This is a genomic window from Steroidobacter sp. (assembly GCF_036402275.1).
GTDB lineage: Bacteria > Pseudomonadota > Gammaproteobacteria > Steroidobacterales > Steroidobacteraceae > Steroidobacter.
In genome coordinates this window covers 136,138-158,920 of the sequence record NZ_DASWTF010000036.1, presented here as the reverse complement: position 1 = coordinate 158,920, position 22,783 = coordinate 136,138, and the positions used below count along the sequence as shown (strand labels likewise).

Annotated in this window: 16 protein-coding genes; 9 read left to right on the top strand and 7 right to left on the bottom strand. The window is 62.4% G+C overall.

Features of this window, described 5'->3' with window-relative positions; all coding sequences use genetic code 11:
- Window positions 1–10 precede the first annotated feature (10 nt).
- Complete coding sequence (locus tag VGD45_RS20105; protein ID WP_331157133.1) at window positions 11–2,620, bottom strand: TonB-dependent receptor; 2,610 nt, start codon at window positions 2,618–2,620, stop codon at window positions 11–13.
- A gap of 382 nt (window positions 2,621–3,002) precedes the next feature.
- Between VGD45_RS20105 and VGD45_RS20100 the strand changes: the two genes are divergently transcribed.
- The gene (locus tag VGD45_RS20100) at window positions 3,003–4,472 is read left to right on the top strand and encodes a porin (RefSeq protein ID WP_331157132.1); all 1,470 of its coding nucleotides are present in this window, start codon (window positions 3,003–3,005) and stop codon (window positions 4,470–4,472) included.
- A gap of 107 nt (window positions 4,473–4,579) precedes the next feature.
- Window positions 4,580–6,013, top strand: a complete 1,434-nt coding sequence (locus VGD45_RS20095) for an esterase-like activity of phytase family protein (protein WP_331157131.1) — start codon at window positions 4,580–4,582, stop codon at window positions 6,011–6,013.
- 57 nt (window positions 6,014–6,070) lie between these two features.
- Here the strand turns inward: VGD45_RS20095 and VGD45_RS20090 are convergent, their stop codons facing one another.
- The 5 genes from VGD45_RS20090 to VGD45_RS20070 form a co-directional block, all read right to left on the bottom strand.
- A complete protein-coding gene (locus VGD45_RS20090) occupies window positions 6,071–7,012 on the bottom strand; it encodes an SMP-30/gluconolactonase/LRE family protein (protein WP_331157130.1) in 942 nt (313 codons plus the stop codon).
- Between the two features lie 41 nt (window positions 7,013–7,053).
- A complete protein-coding gene (locus VGD45_RS20085; RefSeq protein ID WP_331157129.1) occupies window positions 7,054–9,435 on the bottom strand; it encodes a TonB-dependent receptor in 2,382 nt (793 codons plus the stop codon).
- A gap of 178 nt (window positions 9,436–9,613) precedes the next feature.
- On the bottom strand, window positions 9,614–10,372 hold the full coding sequence (gene tfpZ, locus VGD45_RS20080; RefSeq protein ID WP_331157128.1) for a TfpX/TfpZ family type IV pilin accessory protein: 759 nt from the start codon (window positions 10,370–10,372) through the stop codon (window positions 9,614–9,616).
- Between the two features lie 108 nt (window positions 10,373–10,480).
- A complete protein-coding gene (locus VGD45_RS20075) occupies window positions 10,481–11,377 on the bottom strand; it encodes a discoidin domain-containing protein (RefSeq protein ID WP_331157127.1) in 897 nt (298 codons plus the stop codon).
- 50 nt (window positions 11,378–11,427) lie between these two features.
- On the bottom strand, window positions 11,428–11,895 hold the full coding sequence (locus VGD45_RS20070; RefSeq protein ID WP_331157126.1) for a hypothetical protein: 468 nt from the start codon (window positions 11,893–11,895) through the stop codon (window positions 11,428–11,430).
- A 141-nt stretch (window positions 11,896–12,036) separates the two neighbouring features.
- On the opposite strand from VGD45_RS20070, the gene VGD45_RS20065 reads away from it, so the two are divergent.
- The 6 genes from VGD45_RS20065 to VGD45_RS20040 all read left to right on the top strand — a co-directional run bounded on the left by VGD45_RS20065 (window position 12,037) and on the right by VGD45_RS20040 (window position 19,201).
- A complete protein-coding gene (locus VGD45_RS20065) occupies window positions 12,037–13,647 on the top strand; it encodes an amidase (RefSeq protein WP_331157125.1) in 1,611 nt (536 codons plus the stop codon).
- 73 nt (window positions 13,648–13,720) lie between these two features.
- Complete coding sequence (locus VGD45_RS20060; RefSeq protein WP_331157124.1) at window positions 13,721–14,707, top strand: glycosyltransferase family 2 protein; 987 nt, start codon at window positions 13,721–13,723, stop codon at window positions 14,705–14,707.
- Window positions 14,708–14,837: 130 nt separating this feature from the next.
- Window positions 14,838–15,986, top strand: coding sequence for a DegT/DnrJ/EryC1/StrS family aminotransferase (locus tag VGD45_RS20055; RefSeq protein ID WP_331157123.1), 1,149 nt, complete (start codon window positions 14,838–14,840; stop codon window positions 15,984–15,986).
- Between the two features lie 27 nt (window positions 15,987–16,013).
- The gene (locus VGD45_RS20050) at window positions 16,014–17,180 is read left to right on the top strand and encodes a glycosyltransferase family 4 protein (protein WP_331157122.1); all 1,167 of its coding nucleotides are present in this window, start codon (window positions 16,014–16,016) and stop codon (window positions 17,178–17,180) included.
- Window positions 17,181–17,297: 117 nt separating this feature from the next.
- Entirely contained in the window at window positions 17,298–18,047 is a 750-nt protein-coding gene (locus VGD45_RS20045) for a BON domain-containing protein (RefSeq protein WP_331157121.1), read from the top strand.
- A gap of 143 nt (window positions 18,048–18,190) precedes the next feature.
- Window positions 18,191–19,201 (top strand): RimK family alpha-L-glutamate ligase, encoded by a 1,011-nt coding sequence (locus VGD45_RS20040; protein WP_331157120.1) that lies wholly within the window; start codon window positions 18,191–18,193, stop codon window positions 19,199–19,201.
- Here VGD45_RS20040 and VGD45_RS20035 read toward each other — a convergent pair.
- On the bottom strand, window positions 19,194–21,329 hold the full coding sequence (locus VGD45_RS20035) for a fused MFS/spermidine synthase (RefSeq protein WP_331157119.1): 2,136 nt from the start codon (window positions 21,327–21,329) through the stop codon (window positions 19,194–19,196). The genes VGD45_RS20040 and VGD45_RS20035 overlap by 8 nt on opposite strands.
- Before the next feature lie 53 nt (window positions 21,330–21,382).
- Here VGD45_RS20035 and VGD45_RS20030 point away from each other — a divergent pair, with 53 nt between their 5' ends.
- Window positions 21,383–22,657: a PQQ-dependent sugar dehydrogenase gene (locus VGD45_RS20030; RefSeq protein ID WP_331157118.1), complete on the top strand. Its 1,275-nt coding sequence runs from the start codon at window positions 21,383–21,385 to the stop codon at window positions 22,655–22,657.
- The last annotated feature ends 126 nt before the right edge of the window (window positions 22,658–22,783 follow it).

Sequence of the window (22,783 nt, the reverse complement as noted above, 5' to 3'; positions counted from 1 at the left end):
GTCTGACTCATCAGAAGGAGAACGTCACGCCGCCCTGGATGAAGCGACCGGCCGCGCCGTTGGGAGCGATGAACGAATACGGGTTGATGCCGCTCGAGCGATTGCCGTTCACGTACTTGTCCGGGTACTCGTTGAACACGTTCTGCACCAGCAGGTTCAAGCGCAGCCCGGCGCTCAGCTCGTAGTCGAAACCCAGATCGATATAGGTTTCCGGCGAGAATTCCTGATCGATGTTGCCGTTGGCAGTTGCCACGCCGGGCACTTCGCCCACGTTGTATGTGTAGCTGTCGTAGTAGGTCGCGGTGGCGTCGACCGACCAGGCATTGAGGCGATAGCGCGCGTTCAGAATGTATTTGTTCTGCGGGATGCCCGTTTCGGCGTCGCGAATACGCGAGTTGCCGATCGCGACCAGATCCGTGCCGCCCACGTTCACCGTGCGCTTCACCGTCTCCACTTCGATGTCGAGGAAGCTCGCGGCCGCCGTGAGATCGAGCGCGCCCGCCGAGAAGTTGAATTGCTGCCGGCCAACGAGGTCGATGCCACGCGTGCGCATGTCCCACGCGTTCAGGTAGTACGTGGCCTGCGTGTAACCGTTCAGGCCCAGTGCGTTGAACGCGTTCGTGACCACCGGCGTCGGATTCGGATTCTGGGGCGTGGCGGCCGGGTTCTGCAGCGTGTCGGTGATGGTGATGACATCGTCCACATCGAGCTGATACGCATCGATGGTCACCGAGCTCGTGCTCGTCGGACGCAGCACCAGGCCCAATGAAAGCGTCGTCGACTCTTCCGGTTCCAGCGGTTTTGCGCCGAAGCCCGCGGCCTGTGGGTCGTTCGAGCGGAACAACCGCGTACGGCCCGGCGTGCGAATGCTCTGACCGTTGTTGGTGAACGTGCTCGTGTAGCCAGTCGACTGCTGGCCAAGTTGCGCCAGACTCGGCGCGTGGAATCCCGTGCTCACCGTGCCACGCAATGCGACTTCAGGAATGATCTCGTAGCGACCGGTCAGTCGATAGTTGGTGGTGCTGCCAAAGTCGGAATAATCTTCGAAGCGCGCGGTCACGCCGAGATCGAGCTTGTCGAACACCGTGAAGTCGAGGCCGGCGTATCCGCCGTACACATCGCGTGTCACCGAGCCCGCATCGAGCGGCTGGACACCTGCAGTCGAGGATCCCGTCGCCGGAATCACCGATCGGTCATTCGCGAAATCCACCGTCGGAAACAGCGACGCGTACTCGTTGTAGATGCCGCCGGGGCCGTACAACGATGCGATCGTGAGACCGGCCAGTGGACCGCTCGTGTAGCCCGCTGGGTCACCCATGTCCTCCACGCCCCAATACTCATGTCGATACAGCACGCCTGAGGACAGCACGGACGATTGCAGCCCTGGGAGGGTGAGGTCTTTCGTGTAATCGGCCGTCACGCTGGTGGTGCGGCTCTTCCACGAGCCGAGATAAAAGCTCGTCGGACTGTCCGGGCCGTAGCTCGGGTTGATGGTGTTGTCGGTGTAACGGCCGGTTTCGTTCTGGCCGAACGACACGCCGACGTCCAGATCGCCCAGCGTGCCGCTCTCGAAGCGCACGCCCGCGACGGCCGCGAAATCTTCGGCCTCGTAAGTCATGTTGGGCTGATAGCCATTCGGATACACCGGAATCACCGCGGTTTCGGAAACGCGGGTGGGATCGGTCGCGGTCGGCACCCGAGTGTTCGCTTTGACGATGCGCTCCGGGTTGACGTAGTTCATCGCCGACTTATCGGCGTAGTTGGCCCAGCCGTACGCGTGCACGCTGTCGCTCAAACCGATCTCGGCGTTGACCAGCGCGCTCCAGTTGTCGCGATCGGACTGGCCCCACTGGCCGTACTTCTTGTTGAATGTTTCATTGCGCGGATCGCCGTTCGGGAACAGCTGACGCCAGTCGGCTTCGCTGCGATCGACATTGTCGTTCTTCAGCCGATCGACGCTGACATTCACGAAGCCGTCTTCGCCGAGCCCGGCGGCGAGATTCCCTAACAGCTGATGCGTATCGCCGCCGCCATCGGAATATCCGCCGTAGCGGCCGCCGAGTGCGCCGCCGGCGGCATCTCTACGCAGCACGATGTTGATGACGCCGGCAATCGCATCGGAGCCGTATTGAGCCGCCGCGCCATCGCGCAGCACTTCGACGCGCTCGATCGCATTCACCGGAATGGTGTTGATGTCGACGACCTGCGCAGCCGGCCATGGGTCCGTGCCCGAGAGCTGTGCCGATAAGTGACGTCGCTTGCCATTCACCAGCACCAGCGTGTACGCCGGACCTACGCCGCGCAGCGAGGCCGAGCGCACGCCCTGCCCCTTCACCGCGTTCTGACCTTGCGGGAAATTGAACGACGGATGCAGCTTGGACAACGCCTGATTGATGGTGACCGCGCCCGTCTCACGCAACTGTTCGGGCGTGATCACGTCAACCGGTGCGGTGCTGGTGAGCGCCGTGGTGTTCTCCCGGGCCGTGCCGAGCACGACGATGCTGTCGATCACACTGGCGTCGGTCACAGCTCCGTTTGCATCCACATCCTGCGCGTGCAATGTCGTAATGGAATGAACGCTCAGCAAAGAAACAAAGGCCGCAGCAGAGACGCGACGCATGGTGGCAAGTAGTCCTCGTGAATGTTCGGGCGGCGCAATCTAGCGACGCGCGCACACGCGGCGAAATGCCGTGTCGTTATTTGCGTTGCATGTAACGGGATGTGATCGCTTTCTAACCGGGGGACGACCGAAAGCGGTTCGGATCGTTACCGAAACGGCGGTTGCAGGGTCGTAGTGACCGCCGTGTAACTTCGCCCGTCAGGACCTGTTATTTGCTCGGTCGCACGGCGCGATGGGAATTCGCCGCCGCCGCGCGCAACCGATGATCGTGCCAGGCGCATCGAAGCAGCCAGCAACATTCCAGCAACATTCGACGTAATCCAGCAATGAAACCTTCATATGATGCGCGGTCGAAGTCGTGCCCCCCGTTAGAACTGTCCTGATGAAGAAATCCGCTCCGATTGCCTGCACCATCGTTCTTGCCTCGACCGCTGCTGCCCCGTCCCAATCGGCCGAGAGTCTCGAACTCTACATGGACACCGAGACCAAGCAGATCTACGCCGAACCCGGCCCGAACCGGGTCCGACTAGGCAAGTTCCGGCCCGTGGAAGAGACTGAAGCGACGGTCGCCGAAGCGCCTGCCAAGGAAGCGCCCGCTCCGGTCGCTCCCCTGGAGGAGCGCGTAGAGCGCAACGAGAAGCAGATCGCCGCGCTCGAGAAGCACGACGCCGATGAATCTCGCAGCCCGTTCACGGACCGTTTCCAGATTCGCGGGTATCTGCAGACGCGCTACACCGAGATGCTGGGCGGCGACGACGGCATCAATCTCTGGTCGGATCGCTCCGTGGGCGATCAGAACTCGCTGGGCGATGCGGACAAGAACTATCTGATTCGTCGCGCACGCCTGGTGTTCCAGGGCGACGTGGGCGATCGCCTCTCCTTCTACATCCAACCCGACTTGGCCAGCAGCGCAGGCACCACGGGCAACGTGGTCCAGATGCGAGATGCGTACGGCGACGTCTATCTGACCACCGACCGCGTGCACCGCCTCCGCGTGGGCCAATCCAAAGTGCCTTTCGGTTGGGAGAATCTGCAATCGAGCTCCAATCGTCTGGCGCTCGACCGCGCCGATGCGCTCAACAGCGGTGTACGCGACGAGCGCGACCTCGGCGTCTTCTACTACTACACGCCCGAGCACGTGCAGGCCCGCTTCAGTCAGATAAACAAGCAGGGCCTCAAGCACAGCGGCAACTACGGCATGTTCGGTCTCGGTCTCTACAACGGCCAGGGCGCGAACCGCGGCGATCGCAACAACAATCAGCACGTCGTGGCTCGCCTCGACTATCCGTGGGAGTTGTCGAACGGACAATTCTTCGAAGCGGGCATCCAGGCTTACAGCGGCAAGTACGTGCCGAGCACTGCCGCCTACCGCGCACCAGGAGATGTGAGCCTCACGCCGACGATCGCGGACGAATTCCGTTTCGGTCACGACGACGAGCGGGTCGGCGTGAGCGCCATCTGGTATCCGCAGCCCTTCGGCCTGCAGGCTGAATGGAACTGGGGCACGACCCCTGCCCTCGATCTCGCGACCAACAGCATCGTGGAAAGGAATCTCAACGGCGGCTACGTACAGGCCATGTACAAGCTCGACCACCGCTTTGGCGCGTTCCTGCCCTTCGTGAAATTGCAGTACTTCGACGGTGCGAACAAGGCCGAGAACAACGCGCCGGTCAACGACGTGAACGATCTGGAGATCGGCGTGGAATGGCAGATCGCCGAGCCATTGGAACTGGCTGCCGTCTACCATCGCATGAAACGCAACAACCTCGTGACCGGCAATCGGGCGGGCAGGCTCGACTACGCGCGCTTCGAGGCCGACGCGCTACGCTTGCAGTTGCAGCTCAACTTCTGACTGTCGCATTCCAGTCACGTAATAGAAATACCCCGGCACGATTATGTCGCGCGCCGCTCGTCCCTAACACGTCGAGGTCGACGTGTGAGCGTGCCGGAGTCACAACTATGAAGTGTCTGAATCACCCGCTGCGGTCCGCGCTGGCGTTGCTCGCCGCGGGCGCCGCGCTCTCGCAAGCGCAGGCTGCTGAACTGCTCGATCGAGCTGTATTGCCGAGCGCCAGCTTCTCGACCGGTCCCACCTCGGGACAGTTCGCCGCTGGCGGCAACGGCGTGGTCACGCCCTTCATCAACAAGCAGCCCGTGCAGGGCTTCTCGGCCGTGCTGCCCGGCTCGCAGGACGGCACTTTCCTGGTGATGTCGGATAACGGCTTCGGCAACAAGGCCAACTCCAACGATGCGCTGTTGCGCGTGTACGCGGTGCGGCCGAATTTCAAGGACGGCACGGTGACGCCGGTGAATCGTTTCTCCGGCGATGAGCTGAACGACTTCACCTCCGAAAGCTACATCACCTTGAGCGATCCGTGGCGCAAGGTGCCCTTCGCCATCGTCGCCGATGGCGATGTTTATCCAAGCACGCCGGTGGGCGGTGGCGCGGCGATCCCGGTCGACGCTTCGATCAAAGCCAATCGTTTGTTGACGGGCTCGGACTTCGACATCGAGTCCATCCGTCGCGCGGCCGACGGCACGTTCTGGTTCGGCGACGAGTTCGGTCCGTATCTCATTCACACCGACAGCAAGGGTCGCGTGCTCGAAGCGCCGATTCCGCTGCCCAACTTCCGCAAGCTGCCGAGCACGCCCGGCGGTAACGACGTCAACCCGTTGATCCAGGCCGTGAGCAATCCACAGCGCACGCTGCCGGCCAATCTGTCGGACTCCGGCGGCTTCGAAGGCATGGCGTTGAACGCCAGCAAGACGAAGCTGTATGCGTTGCTCGAGAAGGCCGTCACCGGCGATCCGGTGCGCGAGCGGCTGCTGATCAACGAGTTCAGCCTCAAGGAACGCAAGTACACGGGCAAGACGTTCGCGTACCCGATGGAGAGCGCCAGCAACGCCATCGGCGACTTCACGGCGCTGACCGACACACAGTTCCTGATCATCGAGCGCGACAGCGGCCAGGGCGACGCGAGCGATCCGCGCTTCACCAGTCCCGCTCGCTTCAAGCGGATCTACAAAATCGATTTGCAACGAGCCGACGCCAACGGTTTCCTCGTCAAGGAAGAAGTGGCCGACCTGATGAACATTTACGATCCGCGCGATGTGGCCGCCGATGGCAAAGTGAAGACCGTCTTCACCTTCCCCTTCACCACCATCGAAGACGTGCTGGTGCTCGACAACAACCGTCTGCTGGTCATCAACGACAACAACTATCCAGGCTCGGCCGGCCGCGAGTTCGGCGTGCCGGACAACAACGAGTTCATCGTGATCCACACGGCGCCGCTGCTCGACTGCGACAAGGACGATCGCGACCACGGTCGGAGAGATCACCGTGGCCGCGACCATGACGGCCATGACAAGGAGTGCCGGCCGGCGCAGGAATAACGCCTTCGTCGCAGGGTCGGTGCGCGCTCCTATGGCGTGAGCGTGCACCGACCGCGACTACTTCACCCGGCCGGCAAAGCCGGGTGTGAGCACGGCAATCTTATAAGCCGCGCCCCGACCCACGACATATAACGTCTTTTTGCCTTCACCTGCGAAGGCGAGATTCTGCGGCGACTTGGGCAGCGCGATGGTTCCGAGCGCCGTGCCCTTGGCATCGAATACCTGCACGCCAGCTGCTGACGCCACATACAGTCGGCCCTTCGAATCCACTGCCAGACCATCGGCGCCGCTGGTGATGCCGGTGTCGGTTTTGGTGACGCCCGCCAGCTTGGCGAAATTACGCCGCTTGCCGACCGAGCCATCTTTATTCACGTCGTACGCCAGGATGTGCTCGCCATAAGTGTTTGCGACATACAGGGTCTTCTCGTCCGGGCTGAGCTGAATGCCGTTCGGCCGACCGATGTCGGTCGCGAGCCGTTGCAGCGAGCCTTGCGGTGACAAGTAATAAACAGCGGTCGGCGGCGCTGGCTTGCCAGCCTCCGGGCGTGCGCCTGGGTCGGTGAAGTACACACCGCCGCTCTTGTCGACCACCAGATCGTTCGGCCGATTCAGCGGCGTGCCTTCGAACTTGTCGACGAGCACGCGCTCACGACCTGACGGTGCGAGCACCGCGATGCCGGGCCTGGTTGTCTGTACTGCGATCAGCTCGCCGGAGCTATTGAACGCGAGGCCGTTCGCGCCGTGGGTGTTCTGCAGATAGGCCGACGTGCTGTTGTCGGGCGCGATGCGCGTGATCTGATCGATCTGCGCTTCGGTGAACGCCACCGAGCCATCGGGCAAGGCGATCGGCCCCTCGGTGCCTTGAAACCCTTCCTTGATGAGCTCGATGGGTGTGCCCGCCGCAACGACGCCCTCGATGGCGGGCGTCACGAGCCCGTCAGCGTGCGCGCCGAGGGCAAACAACAAGCTTGCGAGCGGCCAGCTGCGAATCGTTTTCATATCATTTCCCCAGAATGTTTGTTGGGCGTTCCCTGTGAGGATCAGAAGCTCGTGCGCAGGATCACACCCACGTAGCGACGTGGGCCGATGCCGTCGTAGCCCACTGGCGCGCTGTTGCTGAAGTCGTTGACGCTGGTCGTGTACTTGGTGTCGAACACGTTCTTGGAGACGATGCTGAGCTCGTACTTCGCCGAGTCGGTCGTGTGCGTGATGCCGGCGCCGAGATCGGTGAGCGAATAGCCGGACTGCTCGCCGTACGGTGACAGCAGCTGCTCCAGGTTGTGGCGCGAGCGATAAACGTGATTGCCGAAGAAGTGCGCGCCAAAGCCCGACGCCAGCGGCAATTGGTAATCGAAGCCGAAGATGCCGGTCCAGCGAGGGGCACCGACGATCTGGCGACCGGTGTTGTCGCACACTGCCACCGACGAGGGGAACGAACGGGGGCACGTCGCGGTGGACCAGTCGGTGTAGGTCGCCTCGTTGTAGGAGCCGCCGGCCGTGATCAGCAGATTCTCCGTTAGACGGATCGAAGCATCGAACTCAGTGCCGACCGCGCGAATCTCTGGAATGTTGCCGAGTCGCGAGCTGAATCCCGTTGGCGAGGTCGGATCGGGCTCGCTCGTGACGTTCTGATAGTCACGCACGCGCGTGTAATAAACGTTCACGTTCAACGTCAGCAGATCGTCGAACAACTGGCTCTTCACGCCCGTTTCGAAGTTCAACGACTTCTCCGGCTCGACGTTAGCGATGCCGCCGTTGTTGTCAAAAGCCACTGCGCCCGATTTCTCGCCCGCACTGGCGGACGCATACAGCAACACATCATCGGTGAGCTGGAAGCTCGGGTTGATGAGCCATGCGATGGAGTCGTCCTTGATGCGCTCACCCTCCACCGTCGCGTAGTCGGCGCCGGTCTGTGCCGCGCGAATCGCATCGGCTGTGGCGTTACCGGTAGAGACCAGCGCGGAGCCGTCGCGCAGGCTCGAACGGCGATACACCTCGTTGGTCTTGTATTCCCAGGTCTGCCGTAATCCCAACGTGAGACTCGCGCGGTCGGTCACTTGCCAGTTCACCTGGCCGAACACCGCGGCGCTGTCGGACACCGGCTTCTGGTTGGTGACGACGAAGACATCACGCAACGATGCCTGCAGCAGCTGCCGACCCGCTGGCGTATTCAAAGTCCGATATTGCGAGTCGCTGGCATAGAACGCGCCGGCATCGGCGCCATAGGTGTTGCGACTGGTAGTGTCGGTGTCGATGTTGAACAGATAAATGCCGGTCTGATAATCGATGCGATCGCCGATGTCGCCGGCCAGGCGGAACTCCTGCGAGAGCTGTCGTGTGTCCACCAAAGTGCCGGTGCGGGCAATAGCGAACCGAGTCTGTTCCTGATCGTTGTTGGCGTCGAAGTGAAACCAGCGCGCAGCGGTGATGGATGTGAGCTCCACCACCCCCGCGTCCCAACTCACCACGGCCGATGCGCCGTAGTTGTCTGTAATGAGCGGCCGCGCCATATCGAGCTCGATGCGATCCCATGAGCCGATGATGGGTGTGTAGCCGCCGAAGTAATCGCGCGCGAGCCGCGTCGTGTAGGTCGTCGTACGCACCGAGCCGTCGTTCAGCGTGGTTGGATCGACCATGAAGGGTTTGGTGTTGCTGTTCTCGTTGGTGAAAGCGCCATCGAGGTTGAGCTTCACGGAGAGCACGTCGCTGGGCTTGAGCAGCAGCTGCACGCGCCCGCCGTAACGGTCCCGCTCATGCCAATGACCGCCGTTCGCGACGTTCTCGATGTCCCCTTCCTGCTTGTCGACGAACGCCGAAGCGCGAACCGCCAGCACATCGTCGACGAGCGCATTCGAGTACGAGCCGCGGGCCTTGTAAGACTCGGTGCTCAAGCCGCCTTCGAGATCCAGGCTTCCCTCCGGCGTAAAGGAAGGTGCGCGGCTGGTGTATTTGATCGCGCCGAGCGAGGTGTTCTTGCCGAGCAAGGTGCCTTGCGGGCCGCGCAGGATTTCGACGCGCTCGAGGTCCGTGAAGTCCTGGTAAGTCATGCCGACGTGACCCAGGAATACATCGTCGACGATGACGCCGACGGCGGGCTCCATGTTGTCGTTGCCGCTGGTCTTGCCGATGCCGCGAATGGAAATGCCCGAGCGGCGCGCATTCGGCGTGGTTGCCGTGAGGCCCGGCGCGCGTTGGCTCAGCTCGGCGACAGTGAACGTACGATCCCGATTGAGCGTATCGCCGCTGACCACCGAGATCGGGATGGGCACTTCCTGCAGCAGCTCCGAGCGGTTGCGGGCGGTCACCACGACTTCTTCGACTCTGCCCTCCGCGTCCTGGGCGAACGCCGGAACATTCAAGGCCACGCCGGTACCGACGGCCGTGACCCACCCCAACCAATGTTTCATTTGACCCGATTGCATGTTGCGCCCCTCCCTGCAGGGCGCTTGCAATCTAGGATCGGAACGGTCAACGAATCAGTCGCAAGCGGGTTTCGACGCAGTCACCGGCTCGAGCGAGCCCGTGACTGCTTGCGCCGGATTGTCGCATCAGTTGCGGTTACAGCGATAACATCGCATCAACAGATAACAAAACGTTCGGTCACGACTCGTACGGATCGATCGGCAGATAGCCGAGCAGCGCGCCGGTGTTGGCGTCGAGCAGCACGGTCCAGAACGATCGGGTGCCTTGGATCGGCAGCCATCGCAGCTGCGCGTCCGGCTCTTTCACGTTCTCGTCCGCGATGAGCTGCCTCGCCTCCGGGTGATGCTTGTACAGCTTCTCCATCGGCTGGCCGGCCTGTTTCACTGCGTCGGCGACGGCCTCGTAAGGCACGAAATAGCGCGGGAAGTTCTGGATGTCCTTGCCTTCCATGGCCGCGAAAACCAGAGCGTTGCGCGCTTCCCGAGTGTCGGGCCGCTGCGTGCCGATGAGGACGGGGCCCCACTTGGGCCGCGTGCGATAGGGATCCTTGGCCTCCTGCAAATCCTTGTCGGCCAGGTCCTCGGCGATCACCACCTCGAAGCGATCCTTTACGAACGCGATGTACACGGGCCGCGCACTGGAAATTGTCATCACGCCGTAGACGAACGCCGCCAGCTGCACGACGCCGACGACGCTGTAGTCGAATATGAGCGCGCGCCGCGATTTCTTGCTGTTGTAGATGATCAGCGAGGTCAGCGGACCCAGCACCAGGTCGCAGATGGCGATGAGCAGGAAAAAGCGGGTGCCGCCCAGCATGTCCTGGAACGGATCGGGGTACCACACGAAAAAGATCAGCGCGGCGGCGGCGACCGCCATCGCCAGGGTCACAAAGAAGTGCAACAGCACAGCACGAAATTTCTCGCGCCAGGCAATCATGGGACATCAGCTCCGATAACGTGCCAGCCGCGAATTATCCAAAACTCGCCCCGACGCTGGAAGAACCCCGGGGCGCACGGTGTTGCGGCTTGTGCGATGGATCACATCTCAAGGCGGCCGAGGCCCGGCGGCGTAGGCCTGCACCTCGTAGTAGGCGCTGTCGCGATTGATGTTGTTCCCCCAACCGACGATGCGCAGGTAGCGGCCGGGCGCATCCACGGTGAAGCTTTCGAAGGTGCTGGTGGTCCCGGAGGACTGGAAGGTGCCGACCGAGGTGTAGGACTCGCCATCGCTCGACACCTGAACCTGCAGACCGTACACACGGGCGTTGCCGTTGTAGAAGGCGATGCGGACCTGCTTCACCTCCCTGCGGACGCCCCAGTCGAGCGTCAGATGCGCGCCGACACCGTTGCCAAGCCAGTAAGTGTTCGGATCGTCGTCGATAGCCGCGGCCGCCCAGCCGGGCGATTCAGATTGGCTGGCCAGCAAGCTCACCGGCCTGATTCGCGTGAGCGTGGCCTCGGCGAACACCTGCACTTCCTTGTACGCGTTCGAGCGGTCCATGGTGTTGCCTGAGCCGACGATGCGCAGATAGCGGCCGGGCGCATTCACGGTGAAGCTTTCGAAGGCGGCGCTGGTGCCCGAGGACTGGAAGTAGCCCGCCGTCGTGTAGCCCTGGCCGTCGGTGGAGGACTGGATCTCGAAGTTATAGGCCCGCGCGCCGCCGAGGTGGAACGCGATGCGCACCTGCTTCACGTGCCGCGCGGTTCCCAGGTCGAGTGTGAGCGAGGCGCCGAGACCATCGCCCTCCCACCAGCTGGCCGCCTTGCCATCGATGGCGGCGCTCGCCGGCTTGCCGACCTCCGCGGTGCTGGCCGTGGCGGCAATCGGCGTCACTCGCGTCAATGACTGCGCCGATGCCGGTGCGGCGAGCAGCAAAGTAATCACGCATCCGATGGCAAATTGCAGGCGGCGAATCAAAGCACGACCCTCATACAACCGCATTCCGGCGGCTGAACGACGAGGGGTCTTCGCAGGCCGCGCCTGTTCGGATGCTATGAGACGACCGACTGAGCCTTACGGCTGGCGATCGCGATCGGCACACCGATACCGAACGCGTGCACGATCAGGCTGGTGATCACCACGATGGGCACGAACTTCACTTCACTGGGGAACGCCGAGAGCGGCAGCACCACAAGGTTCATCACCCAGTAGACCAGGAAGCCATACAGGGCGCCCCACCCCACCGGATGCCGCACCAGGAAGCGCAAGCGCGTGCTTGCGAAATAGAAGATCGCCGCGATGATGAGCATCAACACAAAATGCAGCACGAACCCGAGCACCGCCGTGGCCGTGCCCCCTTGATAAGAAGCGCCGCCGAGCAGCCCGCTCGCAACTGATTGCAAAATGCGTGTCGGTGGCACGCCGCGCGCGGCGGAGAAGCCCAGCGCATAAGTGATATCGATGGCGCCGGCGATGAGGCCACCCCACAGGATGGCGTAGGCGGCGCGGTTACGCGGCATAGTTGTTCCCCCATGTTTTTTTGTCCCTGCACGCCCCCGCTAATCTAGCGAATCGACTCCGCCCTGTCTGCGGTGACTTGTCGATGAACCACAGGTTGGATATACACCAGCAAAGCCAATTCTGGCGTTGGTGGAATAAAAATGCTCGCTGCGAAGGATTTCCTCGAGGCGCCCTGGCGCCGTTCTTTGGGGGCACTGATCGCGCTGACGCTGGTCGCATCGATGGCGGCAGCCGACGAACCGGATACTCGCACGTTGAGCGAGTTACGCGCCGATCTGGATTCCAGAAAGACCACGTCCGTCGAGCTCGTGCAGGCACTCATGCGCAGGATCGAAGCCATCGATCGCAACGGTCCGCAGCTGCGCTCGGTCATCGCCATCAATCCCGACGCTCTGAATCAAGCGCGTGCGTTGGACAAGGAATTGCAGAGCAAAGGGCCGCGTGGCCCGCTGCACGGTATCCCCGTGCTGGTGAAGGACAACATCGAGTCCGCAGACCCCATGCCCACGACCGCCGGCTCGCTCGCTTTGATCAACAACGTGACCAAGCGCGACGCGCCCATCATCGCCAACCTGCGCAAGGCGGGCGCCATCATCCTCGGCAAGACCAATCTGAGCGAATGGGCGAACTTCCGCTCACGCAGCTCCATCAGCGGCTGGAGCGCGGTCGGCGGCTTGACCCGAAATCCTCACGTCCTCGATCGCACTCCGTGTGGATCGAGCGCGGGCAGCGGTGTTTCCGTCGCGGCAGGCTTGACTCCCGTCAGCATCGGCACCGAGACGGATGGCTCCATCGTGTGCCCCTCGGCGATGAATGGCATCGTGGGTTTGAAGCCGACCTTGGGGCTGCTCTCGGGCAAATACATCGTTCCGATTGCGCATAGTCAGGATACGGCCGGTCCGATGACCACCAATGTGAAAGATGCGGCCCTGTTGCTCACGGCCCTGGTGGGCGATGCGCCTGCCTGCGATCCTCCGTCGGCGGGCTGCGCCAAGTCCGATTACACCAAGGGTCTCGTGCCCACGGCGTTGAATGGCAAGCGCATCGGCGTGTGGCGCTTCGAGACTGGCCGGAACGCTTATCTCAATCCCGTGTACGAGAAGGCGCTGAATCATCTGAAGGAAGCCGGCGCGACGCTGATCGAGGCGCCTACTCCGAAGATGACTCGCGTGGATGAGGCCGAAGAGCTGGTGTTGCATGCCGAGTTCAAAGCCGACCTCAACGCGTATCTGGCCTCGACCCCTGCCAAGATCGGGGCGCGAACCCTGGAGCAGCTGATCGAGTTCAACAAACGCACGCCGGCGGAGCTTGCGCTGTTCGGACAGGAAACATTCGAGAAGTCGAACGGCATGCCGCCGCTGAGCGATACTAAATACATGACGGCGCGCGCGGACTCCAAACGCCTCGCGGGTATGGAAGGCATCATGCGAACGTTGGCCGAGCACAAGCTCGATTTGATCGTGGCACCCACCACGGGCGTGGCGCCCCGTGTCGATTCGATCAACGGCACGCGCTCACCGGGATCTTTCAGTTCCCTACCCGCGGTCGCGGGTTATCCGCACCTGACCGTGCCCATGGGTGAGTTGAAAGGACTGCCGCTGGGCATTTCCTTCATCGGGGCGCCCTGGTCGGAAGATGTGCTGCTCGCGGCGGGTTATGCCTTCGAGCAGCGTGCGAAAGCGCGCGTGACGCCGAAGTTCATCGCGTCGATCGAAGCGGATCAGAAGGCGTTCGCGCCTGCAGAGCCCTAGCCCCAGGGACCAGAGCGCTGGCTGACGGCACGGTCGGCTTCTTTTCGGACGCCGACTGCGCCAAAATTCCTGCATGTCAGCCCCTGCCAACCCCGCTCAGCACGCGCCGCGAGCCTCGATCAGCGTCATCGTGCCGAGCTTCAACTCCGCCCGCTTCATCGGCGAAGCGCTCGATTCCATCCTCGCTCAGTCGCTGCAGCCCGAGCAGATCGTCGTGGTCGACGACGGCTCGACCGACGACACGGCGGACGTGGTCCGCCGCTATAAGGATCGCCGCATCCAGTACATCCGCAAGGAGCACGGCGGCATATCGAGCGCCCGCAATGTCGGCTTGGATGCCGCACGCGGCGAGTACATCAGCTTTCTCGATGCGGACGATCGCTGGCGGCCGATTTTTCTAGAGACGATGCACGCCTATCTTTCCGAAGATCCGACGGTCGCCTCGGTGTTCAGTAACTTCGTTCGCTTCCAGCACCCGAGCGGCCAGCTGCTGAGCGATCAGTTCCAGTCTTATCCGGAGATCAAACGCCCGGCGCTGCTTCGGGATGCGCCGTATGCGCATGGCCGAATACCCAAGGAAAAAGCATTCAGCGCGTTGGTCGCGTGCGGTGACATTCCTGCTTACACGCAGGTGATGATGTTCCGCCGTAGCATGATCGAACACTTGCGCTTCGAGCCCACGCTCACGCTCGGCGAAGACACCAACTTCGTGCTCAAAGCATATCTGGCGGGCGGCGTCGTATTCACCGATGCGGTGCTGGCCGAGGTGCGCCGGCATGACGCGAATGCAACGCTCGACCAGGGCGAGATGGTGATTCACAAGCTCAATGGGCTCAAGGCGCTCGCGCCGCACGTCACTCGTGAGACCGATCTGCGCGCGTATCGCGACCGGTTGGTCAGAGCGCACATCGACGCGGCGTTGTATCAAACCCGGCTGGGCCGGGTGCGGGCCGGTTTGCGAACCTATCGGGAAACGTTCAGGATTTCCGGCTCTGCGCTGCGCAAGCTGAAGGGGTCGATGCGCATGGCGATGGCCGTGCCGCGGGGCCTGACGAAGTAAGTCCGCACAGACTCGCTCGGGGCCATCCATTGTCACGGCTGTCTCGAATTGACCCCGACGAGGCAACCAATCACGCTGCGGTGACATGAACCGCGCGGGATTATGAAAAGTAACAAAGGGAGAACCGCCTTTGACTGAGTGGCGCGTTCCGTTGTCCGTGCTGGACTACGGGGTGGAAGAAGCGGCTGCCGCGCAACGAGTCATCGGCAGAAAATGGCTGTCCATGGGGCCCGAGGTGCTGGCGTTCGAACGGGAGTTCGCGGCCCTGCAGAACTGCAAATATGCCTATGCCCTCTCCAGCGCTACGGCCGCGCTTCATTTAGCGATGCATGCGATCGGCATCGGTCCTGGCGATGAAGTGATTCAACCAGGCGCCAACTTCGTGGCGGCCGCGAACATGACCTTGCTTGCCGGCGCCACGCCCGTGTTCGCCGATATTTGCAGCCTCACCGAGCCCACGCTCGACCCCCGTCATGTCGAGCAACTCATTACTTCGCGCACCAAGGCCATCGTTCCCATGCACTACGGCGGCAATCTCGCGCGCATGCGGGAGCTGCTGGAGATCTGCAAGCAGCATGGATTGATGTTGATAGAAGATTCGTGTCACGCCCTCGGCGCTGCCTACCACGACGCGCAAGGTCGCGCGCCACATCGCTCGATGGCCGGCAGCATCGGCGACATCGGCACCTTCTCCTTCTACGCGAATAAAAATCTCGCGTGCGGTGAAGGCGGCATGCTGGTCACGGATCGAGACGATTTCTCCGAGCGCATTCAGATGATGCGCAGTCATGGCATGACGCGTTCGTCGTGGGAGCGACATGGCGGTGCTGGGTCGTACGACATCGCCGTCTCCGGCTTCAACTATCGGCTCGACGAGCTCCATGCCGCGATCGGTCGCGCACAACTCGCCAAGTTGCTCGATGGCAACGCGCGTCGCCGCCAGTTGCTCGCACGCTATCGTGACGGGCTGCGAGGCGACGAGCGCTGGAGCATGGTCTTCGCCGATCGTGTGGAACATTCGGCCGGTCACTTGATGGTCGTGGTCGCGGACTCGGCCGAGACCCGTACCGACGGCGTCCGGGCGCTCCGAGACATCGGCGTACAAACCAGCAGGCACTACCCTTCCATTCTGGAGTTCAGCGGCTTTCGCGAGCGCTTCACCGCACATCTGGAGCTCACCCATCAGTTCGCGAAACGCGCGATCACCTTGCCGCTGCATCCCAATCTATCCGTCGAGCACGTCGACGAGATCGTGCATACCCTGCGTGCGCTCCCGTAACGCACGTTCGCAAGGAGCGCGGCGGCCATGAAAGTCACAATGTTCGCGGCGCCCTTCGGCCAGGGTGGCCAGATGCACATTCACTGTCGGCGCTACGTGCGACTGCTGCAGCTTGCGGGCTGCGCCATCACGCTCATCGAGCACAGCGGGTTCGAATCGAAGGTTATTCCTGGCGTCCAGCATCTGAGATATCCGCGACGCATGCGCCGCCTCGACGGTCCGATGACGGCGTGGGCGCTCTCGTTCCTGCACAAGCAGCGCCTGGGAGCGCTGTTGAGCGCGGCGCAGGCCGACTTGTGTCACGTGCAATGGATGGATGAACGCGTCCTCGATGTGAGTCGTGCCGGCGCTCGTCCGCTGATCGCCACAGCCTGGGGCAGCGACTTGAACGTACCGGCACAAGCCTCGGCGGACGATGCCACGCGTCTGCGCATCGGGGCGGCGTTGCGTGAGCTGGATCTTCTCATTGTCGATTGCGATGACATCGCTACCACCGCGAATCAACTCGCAGGCAAGCCGATCCCCACCGCGACGCTGCCCATCGGCATCGACACCAAGTTGTTTCATCCTGATTTGCCCGAGGAGCGTCGGCAATGGCGTGAGCGGCTGAAGATCGAGCACGACGCGGTCGTGTTTCTGTCGGCGCGACAACTCGGCGCCCTCTATCGGCCGGGCGAGATCATCACGGCGTTCGCCAACCTGCCCGTCGCTGCGCGTGAGCGTTCGTATCTGCTCATGAGGACCTTCGGTCACAGCGTAGGAACTTCGCTGCCCACGCTGCGGCGGATGGCTGAAGAACTGGGCGTTGCGCCGCGCGTGCGCTGGCTGGAGAGCACGGCCTACGAGCAACAGCCGGGCCTGTATGTCGCTGCCGATGTCACGGTGAACTTCCCACAAATGGACGCCTTTCCGGTCACCATTCTGGAAAGCCTGGCGTGCGGTGTGCCGGTGCTCACCAACCCACTCAAGGCGTACGAATCCAATGGCGTGAAGCCGTACTTGAAATTCACGCGCGACGACTCGGTCTCAGAGCTGAGCGCCAACATGGCAGCGGCGCTCGAGGGCCGGGAAACTTTGCAAGCCCAGGCTCTGCAGGGACGCAAGCACGTGGTGCGCCACTTCGACGAGCGCGTCAGCGCCTCACGACTCAGAGACATCTACGAAGATCTGTTGCTTCGCATCCGTCAGCGATAGCGACGAGCCTCCTCGCTTTCCGCACGGAACTGCAGGAAAGCCGACCCGTTTGTTCCTTGCTGAGCCGCGCCGGTTGGCGCGGCCGTCGGAAAAACACCGAAGAGCGAGGGTACAACCATGGCACTGAGAGATCTTTTTAGAGGCGGACGCCGCGAGCACAGTGAAGACCGTCAGCGCTATCCGCTGGACCCGCTGTCGCGGGACTCCTGGCACGACGAGACCGAGGCACGCTACGGCGCGCATATCTATCGGGACCACGACGAGGAGCGCCGCCGCTTCAACGATCGCTGGGAAAATTCCTATAGCGGCCCTGGCTACGGCAGATTCTCCGATGAAGACCGCGGCGAAAGTCGCTATGGCGGCACCGGCGGCAATCCATTCTATGGCGAGCGGCCGCTGATGAACGCGGGCGCGGCCTACGAAGGCGGCGGCTACTTCGGCTCCAAGGCCGGCTTACCGATGACCCCGTGGCGCTCCGACGTCGACACCATGCAACTGGACGAATCGGTGTATGGCGGCCGGTCGTTCGACGCCGATGCCTCCTCGTCGCAGCGACGCGGTCAGTTCAGCGGTTTCGGGCCACGCGGCTATCGCCGCTCGGACGAGCGCATCAAGGAAGACGTGTGTCAGTGCCTCACCGACGACGATCACATCGACGCCAGCAACATCGAAGTGGCGGTCAACGATCGTGAGGTGATGTTGAGCGGCACCGTGACTTCGCGCATGCAGAAGCGTCACGCCGAGGATTTGATCGAGCGCTTGCCCGGCGTTCGCGACGTGATCAACAGCTTGCGTGTGGTGAGCGAAACGCAAGGTACTCAGCAAGGCACGCAGACAACGACGCGGCTGGGTGGCACATTCCGCTGATGAGTGAGCAAGGGGCGCGCAAACTCTGCGCGCCCCTGCGTCACCGCCTTCCCTTTCTTTATTTGTAACCACTCTGAAATGGACATGCCGCACTCGGGGGCGCAGCATGCGCGTTCGTTGACCTCGAGGTCGGAGGCCGTCGCATGCATTGCTGGTTGCTGTTTCATCGGGAATTGCGTCGCGACGTTCCGGAAGCGGCTGAAGTGTTTCGCTTTCAGCAGTCTGCCGCGCAAGCGGGCATTCGCCTCGAAGTGCTCAACCCGCGCGACTTCGAGCTCATCGTCGATTCCACCGAAGGCTGGTCGGCGGTGTATCAGGGCCGCAAGCTCGCCAAGCCCGACCTGATCATTCCTCGCACCGGCAGCGAGACCAGCTACTTTACGCTGGCCGTGCTCCGTCATTTCGAGCGCCAGGGGATCGCGATGGTCAACAGCCCCGCCGCGGTCGAGGCTGTCGCCGACAAATTGCAAACTCTGCAAATTCTGTCCGGCGCGGGCATCCCCATTCCCAAGACCATCCTCGGCAAGTTCCCCGTCGATGTCGGGGTGATCGAGCGCGAGCTCGGCTTTCCGGTAGTCGTGAAAACTTTGCGTGGTACGCGCGGCAATGGTGTCTTGTTGTGCGCCAACCGCGAGCAGTTCAACGATCTGGCGAATCTGCTCGACGGCGCGCAGTCCGGCTCCGATTTCATTTTCCAGCAGTACGTCAAAGCGAGTCATGGCCGCGACGTGCGAGTGCTCGTGATCAACGGGCGCGCGGTCGCTGCCATGGAGCGGCGCTCCACCGATGGCAGCTTCAAGTCGAACATTTCGTTGGGCGGAATCGGCACGGCATTCGAGCCGCCCGCGGACATGGCGGAGTTGGCAGTGCGTGTTGCCAACGTGCTCGGGCTGGATGTGGCCGGCGTCGATATCCTGCTCGATGCCGACGGCTACCGGATATGCGAAGCCAATTCCTCGCCGGGCTTTCAAGGACTGGAGAAAGCCTGTCGCATCAGTGTGCCGGACGCTATCTTCAACGCCATGCGAGACCGGCTCGGATTGCCGGCCAAATCCCGTCGGCGCGGTTCCTGGCAGCGCCTGCTCGACTCTCTGCGCAATGCCGTCCGGCTCGAAAGCCGCGCGGCGACGCCTGCAGTCCGTGAGCCTACTTGAGCGCTGAGGCGTGCGCCTTGCCTCGAACATTTAGCAGCGGCCAGATGCTGCTGTACTGATCCGTCCACCCGGCAAACGACTCGTCGGCGCGGGCTGGATATACCTGGTCGGTTTGAAACTCCGGACGCGCCATCAACTCTTGGTTCGAAGTGACGAGCACCCAGATGCTCGTGTCGTAGGTGCCATCGCTCAAGCTGCGAACCACATGCGCGGGTCGATTCACATGCTCGGCCGCGCGAGCACACACCGGCACGAGATCGATGTATCGATTCGAGATGTGCACGGCCAGCACGCCGTCGGGCTTCAGATGCTTGAAATACAGCTCGAACGCTTCCTTCGTGAGCAGATGGGTGGGAATGGCGTCGCTCGAGAACGCATCGATCGCGAGCAGATCGAAACTCTGCGGCTCTTGTCGCTCCAGCGTGAGCCGCCCATCGCCGAGCAGGACATCGACGTCTGCCCCCGACTGCCGGGCCTCTGGCAGAAATGTGAAATGACTCTCCGCGATGCTCACGACGTCCGGATTGATTTCATATAACCGCACGGAGTCGGCCGGCCGCACATAGCCCGACAGCACGCCGACGCCGAGGCCGACGACCCCATATCTCACTGGTTTTTCAGACTGCAGCGCCGTCAAAGCGAGGCCCACGCCTGAGTGCTTCGAGAAATAAGAGGCTGGCAGACGACGATATTTGCCCGTCAGGTACTGATACCCATGGCTGATCGTGCCGTGGACCAAGTATCGGCGGGACAGCTCGTCGATGGGCGGATCGTCCTGCACGCTCAAGACACCATAAAAATTCCTTTGCACCAGCACGCTCAGTTTGCGCGTGACGATCTCCGATAGCACGAGGTGGATGAACAGCGTGACCACGCCCAGGATCATCGTGCCTCTCACCAGCAACAACGTCCGCTGTGAGCCACGGCGATTCCATTGCAGAACGACATACAGCTCGGCGATCAGCACCAGCAGCACCGGCAACTCGATGTAGGTGCTGAAGACATGCGGCGCGATCAAGCCCACGAAGGCGCCACCGAGGACACCGCCGAGCGAGATCAGCAAATAAAAGCGCGTCAGATACGGTCCGGCCGGACGACGCAGCACCAACTCGCCATGACAGGCCATGCACAGGATGAACAGGCTCGCGAGATACAACGGAATCACGTATTGAATCGGAAAATTCTCGATCCGCTGCGTGTACAGATACGCAAGACAGCCAATGGACAGCGCCACGAGCGGAAAGAACAACGCCGGCTGATACACGCGGTGATGCCCGAAGGCCAGGATGAATGTCAGCAGGTACAACGCCAGTGGCACCACCCACAACAGCGGAATCGGCGCGACGTTCGCACTGAGGTTCGCCGACACGGTCACGAGCAGCCCGGATGCGCACGCCGCGAGCAGCAGCCAGAGCACCATCCGACTGACGCTCGGAGCGGGCGCCGTTTGCTGGTTGCTCGCACTGACTGGTTGGCCTGCCTCGACCACGACCTGTTTGCTATTCAAATAAGCAATGCCAGCGCACAGCACGGCGAACAGGACGTATAGCGCGCTCCAAGCCCACGCCAGTGCACTCGATGTGAAAGCGGGCTCGAGCGCCAGCGGGAAACTCAACAGCGCGAGCAGCGAGCCCGCGTTGGACAGCGCGAACATCCAATAAGGCGGCTCACTTCCGGTACGCCGCATGTACCAGACTTGCAGCAACGGGCTCGTCGAGCTGAGCATCAACGACGGCAGCCCCACCGTCACCGTCAGCAACAAAAGGATTTGCAGCGCCGGATCGTCGGTGGCGTCCGGGCGCAGCGCGTCCGATGGCAGGATGGGCATCAGCAGGCAACTGCCGATCAGCAACGCCCCGTGAATCAGACTCTGCAGGCGCGGCGAAATGCGAGTCGTCAGCCAGTGCGCGTAACTGTAGCCACCCAGCACGCACGCCTGGAAGAACACCAGCGCCGCGCTCCAGACCGACGACGTGCCGCCGAACCACGGCAGAATAATCTTGGCGATCAGCGGCTGAACGAGGAACAACAGGCAGGCGCCGAGGATCACAGTAACGCCGTATAGCGGTGTAAAGCGAGCCTGCGTTGTGGACCCGGGTTCGGCGCTCATCGCGCCAGGATAACGCATATACTCCCGCCCAAGACGACCCTCAAACCGACCCACTCATTGCAAGAGATCGTATGCATCCGACGTACACGCACTCATCGCTGCTGAAGGCCGCCACGTTGTCGCTGCTCGCGCTTTGTGCCGCCTGTTCGCGTGAAGCTGCCGCTCCGCAAGCGGCTGCAAACGACGCGGCGCCCTCCACCGCCGCCGCGAGCGCATCGCTGGAAACACGGGATGCCAATGGCAAGGACTTCAAACCCGCCTTCGCCGGCCAGACCCGCGCCCCGGGACTCAAGAGTGAATTCCCCATCGACGTGGCCGTGGTCGCGAAGGGCTTGAACGGCGCCTGGGCCTTCGAGTTCCTGCCCGATCAGCGCATTCTCGTGACCGAGCGCCAGGGCAACATGCGCATCGTCGGCAAGGACGGCACGGTGTCCGCGCCGATCAAAGGTCTGCCCAAGGTCTACTTCGAAGGCCAGGGCGGCTTGCTCGACGTGGCGCTCGATCCGCAGTTCGCCAGCAATCGCACGATTTACTGGAGTTACGCCGAGCCGCGCGATGGCGGAAACGGCACGGCGCTCGCCAAGGGCGTTTTGTCCGCCGACGACACCGCCGTCGAGAAGGTGCAGGTCATCTTCCGGCAGATGCCCACGTTCCAATCGAATCTGCATTTCGGCTCGCGCATCGTGTTCACGCCCGATGGCAAATTGTTCCTCGCATTGGGCGAGCGCTCCGTGCCCGAAGCGCGCGTGCACTCACAGGACCTGAACAGCCACTTCGGCAAGGTCGTGCGCCTCAACCTCGACGGCAGCGTGCCCAACGACAATCCGTTCGTCGGCCGAAGCGACGCGAAGCCGGAGATCTGGTCGTACGGTCATCGCAACATCCAAGCTGCGACGCTCGATGCGTCCGGCAAGCTGTGGACCATCGAGCATGGTCCGCGCGGCGGCGATGAGTTGAATCAGCCGCAAGCCGGGTTGAACTATGGCTGGCCCGTGATCACATACGGTATCGAATATTCGGGACCGAAGATCGGCGAAGGCATCACGGCGAAGGAAGGTCTCGAGCAGCCGGTGTACTACTGGGATCCGGTCATCGCGCCCTCCGGCATGATCGTGTACGACGGCAGCATGTTTCCGGAGTGGCAAGGAAATATTTTTGTCGGCGGCATGGCCAGCATGAAGCTGGTGCGCCTGCAGTTGCAGGAAGGGAAGGTGGTCGGCGAAGAATGGCTGCTGTCGGATCGCGGCCGTCGCATCCGTGATGTGAAGCAGGGACCCGATGGCGCGATCTATGTGGTCACCGAAGCGCCGGATGGTGAGTTGCTGAAGCTCTCTCGCAAGAGCTGATCGTTTTGGCCTGCGCCGGCTGTGCATGCAGCCGGCGCATGTTTGCGTGTCGCCTGCTCGACATCGCATTCGAAAGTTTCTTGTTCGATGACGGCGCCGCCCTCCTCAGCCCGCGCATCTTGTCTG

Bases quoted from the DNA above. Each gene is read 5' to 3' on its own strand.
- VGD45_RS20105 (WP_331157133.1), bottom strand. From the start codon at position 2,620: ATGCGTCGCGTCTCTGCTGCGGCCTTTGTTTCTTTGCTGAGCGTTCAT.
- VGD45_RS20100 (WP_331157132.1), top strand. From the start codon at position 3,003: ATGAAGAAATCCGCTCCGATTGCCTGCACCATCGTTCTTGCCTCGACC.
- VGD45_RS20095 (WP_331157131.1), top strand. From the start codon at position 4,580: ATGAAGTGTCTGAATCACCCGCTGCGGTCCGCGCTGGCGTTGCTCGCC.
- VGD45_RS20090 (WP_331157130.1), bottom strand. From the start codon at position 7,012: ATGAAAACGATTCGCAGCTGGCCGCTCGCAAGCTTGTTGTTTGCCCTC.
- VGD45_RS20085 (WP_331157129.1), bottom strand. From the start codon at position 9,435: ATGCAATCGGGTCAAATGAAACATTGGTTGGGGTGGGTCACGGCCGTC.
- tfpZ (WP_331157128.1), bottom strand. From the start codon at position 10,372: ATGATTGCCTGGCGCGAGAAATTTCGTGCTGTGCTGTTGCACTTCTTT.
- VGD45_RS20075 (WP_331157127.1), bottom strand. From the start codon at position 11,377: ATGCGGTTGTATGAGGGTCGTGCTTTGATTCGCCGCCTGCAATTTGCC.
- VGD45_RS20070 (WP_331157126.1), bottom strand. From the start codon at position 11,895: ATGCCGCGTAACCGCGCCGCCTACGCCATCCTGTGGGGTGGCCTCATC.
- VGD45_RS20065 (WP_331157125.1), top strand. From the start codon at position 12,037: ATGCTCGCTGCGAAGGATTTCCTCGAGGCGCCCTGGCGCCGTTCTTTG.
- VGD45_RS20060 (WP_331157124.1), top strand. From the start codon at position 13,721: ATGTCAGCCCCTGCCAACCCCGCTCAGCACGCGCCGCGAGCCTCGATC.
- VGD45_RS20050 (WP_331157122.1), top strand. From the start codon at position 16,014: ATGAAAGTCACAATGTTCGCGGCGCCCTTCGGCCAGGGTGGCCAGATG.
- VGD45_RS20045 (WP_331157121.1), top strand. From the start codon at position 17,298: ATGGCACTGAGAGATCTTTTTAGAGGCGGACGCCGCGAGCACAGTGAA.
- VGD45_RS20040 (WP_331157120.1), top strand. From the start codon at position 18,191: ATGCATTGCTGGTTGCTGTTTCATCGGGAATTGCGTCGCGACGTTCCG.
- VGD45_RS20035 (WP_331157119.1), bottom strand. From the start codon at position 21,329: ATGCGTTATCCTGGCGCGATGAGCGCCGAACCCGGGTCCACAACGCAG.
- VGD45_RS20030 (WP_331157118.1), top strand. From the start codon at position 21,383: ATGCATCCGACGTACACGCACTCATCGCTGCTGAAGGCCGCCACGTTG.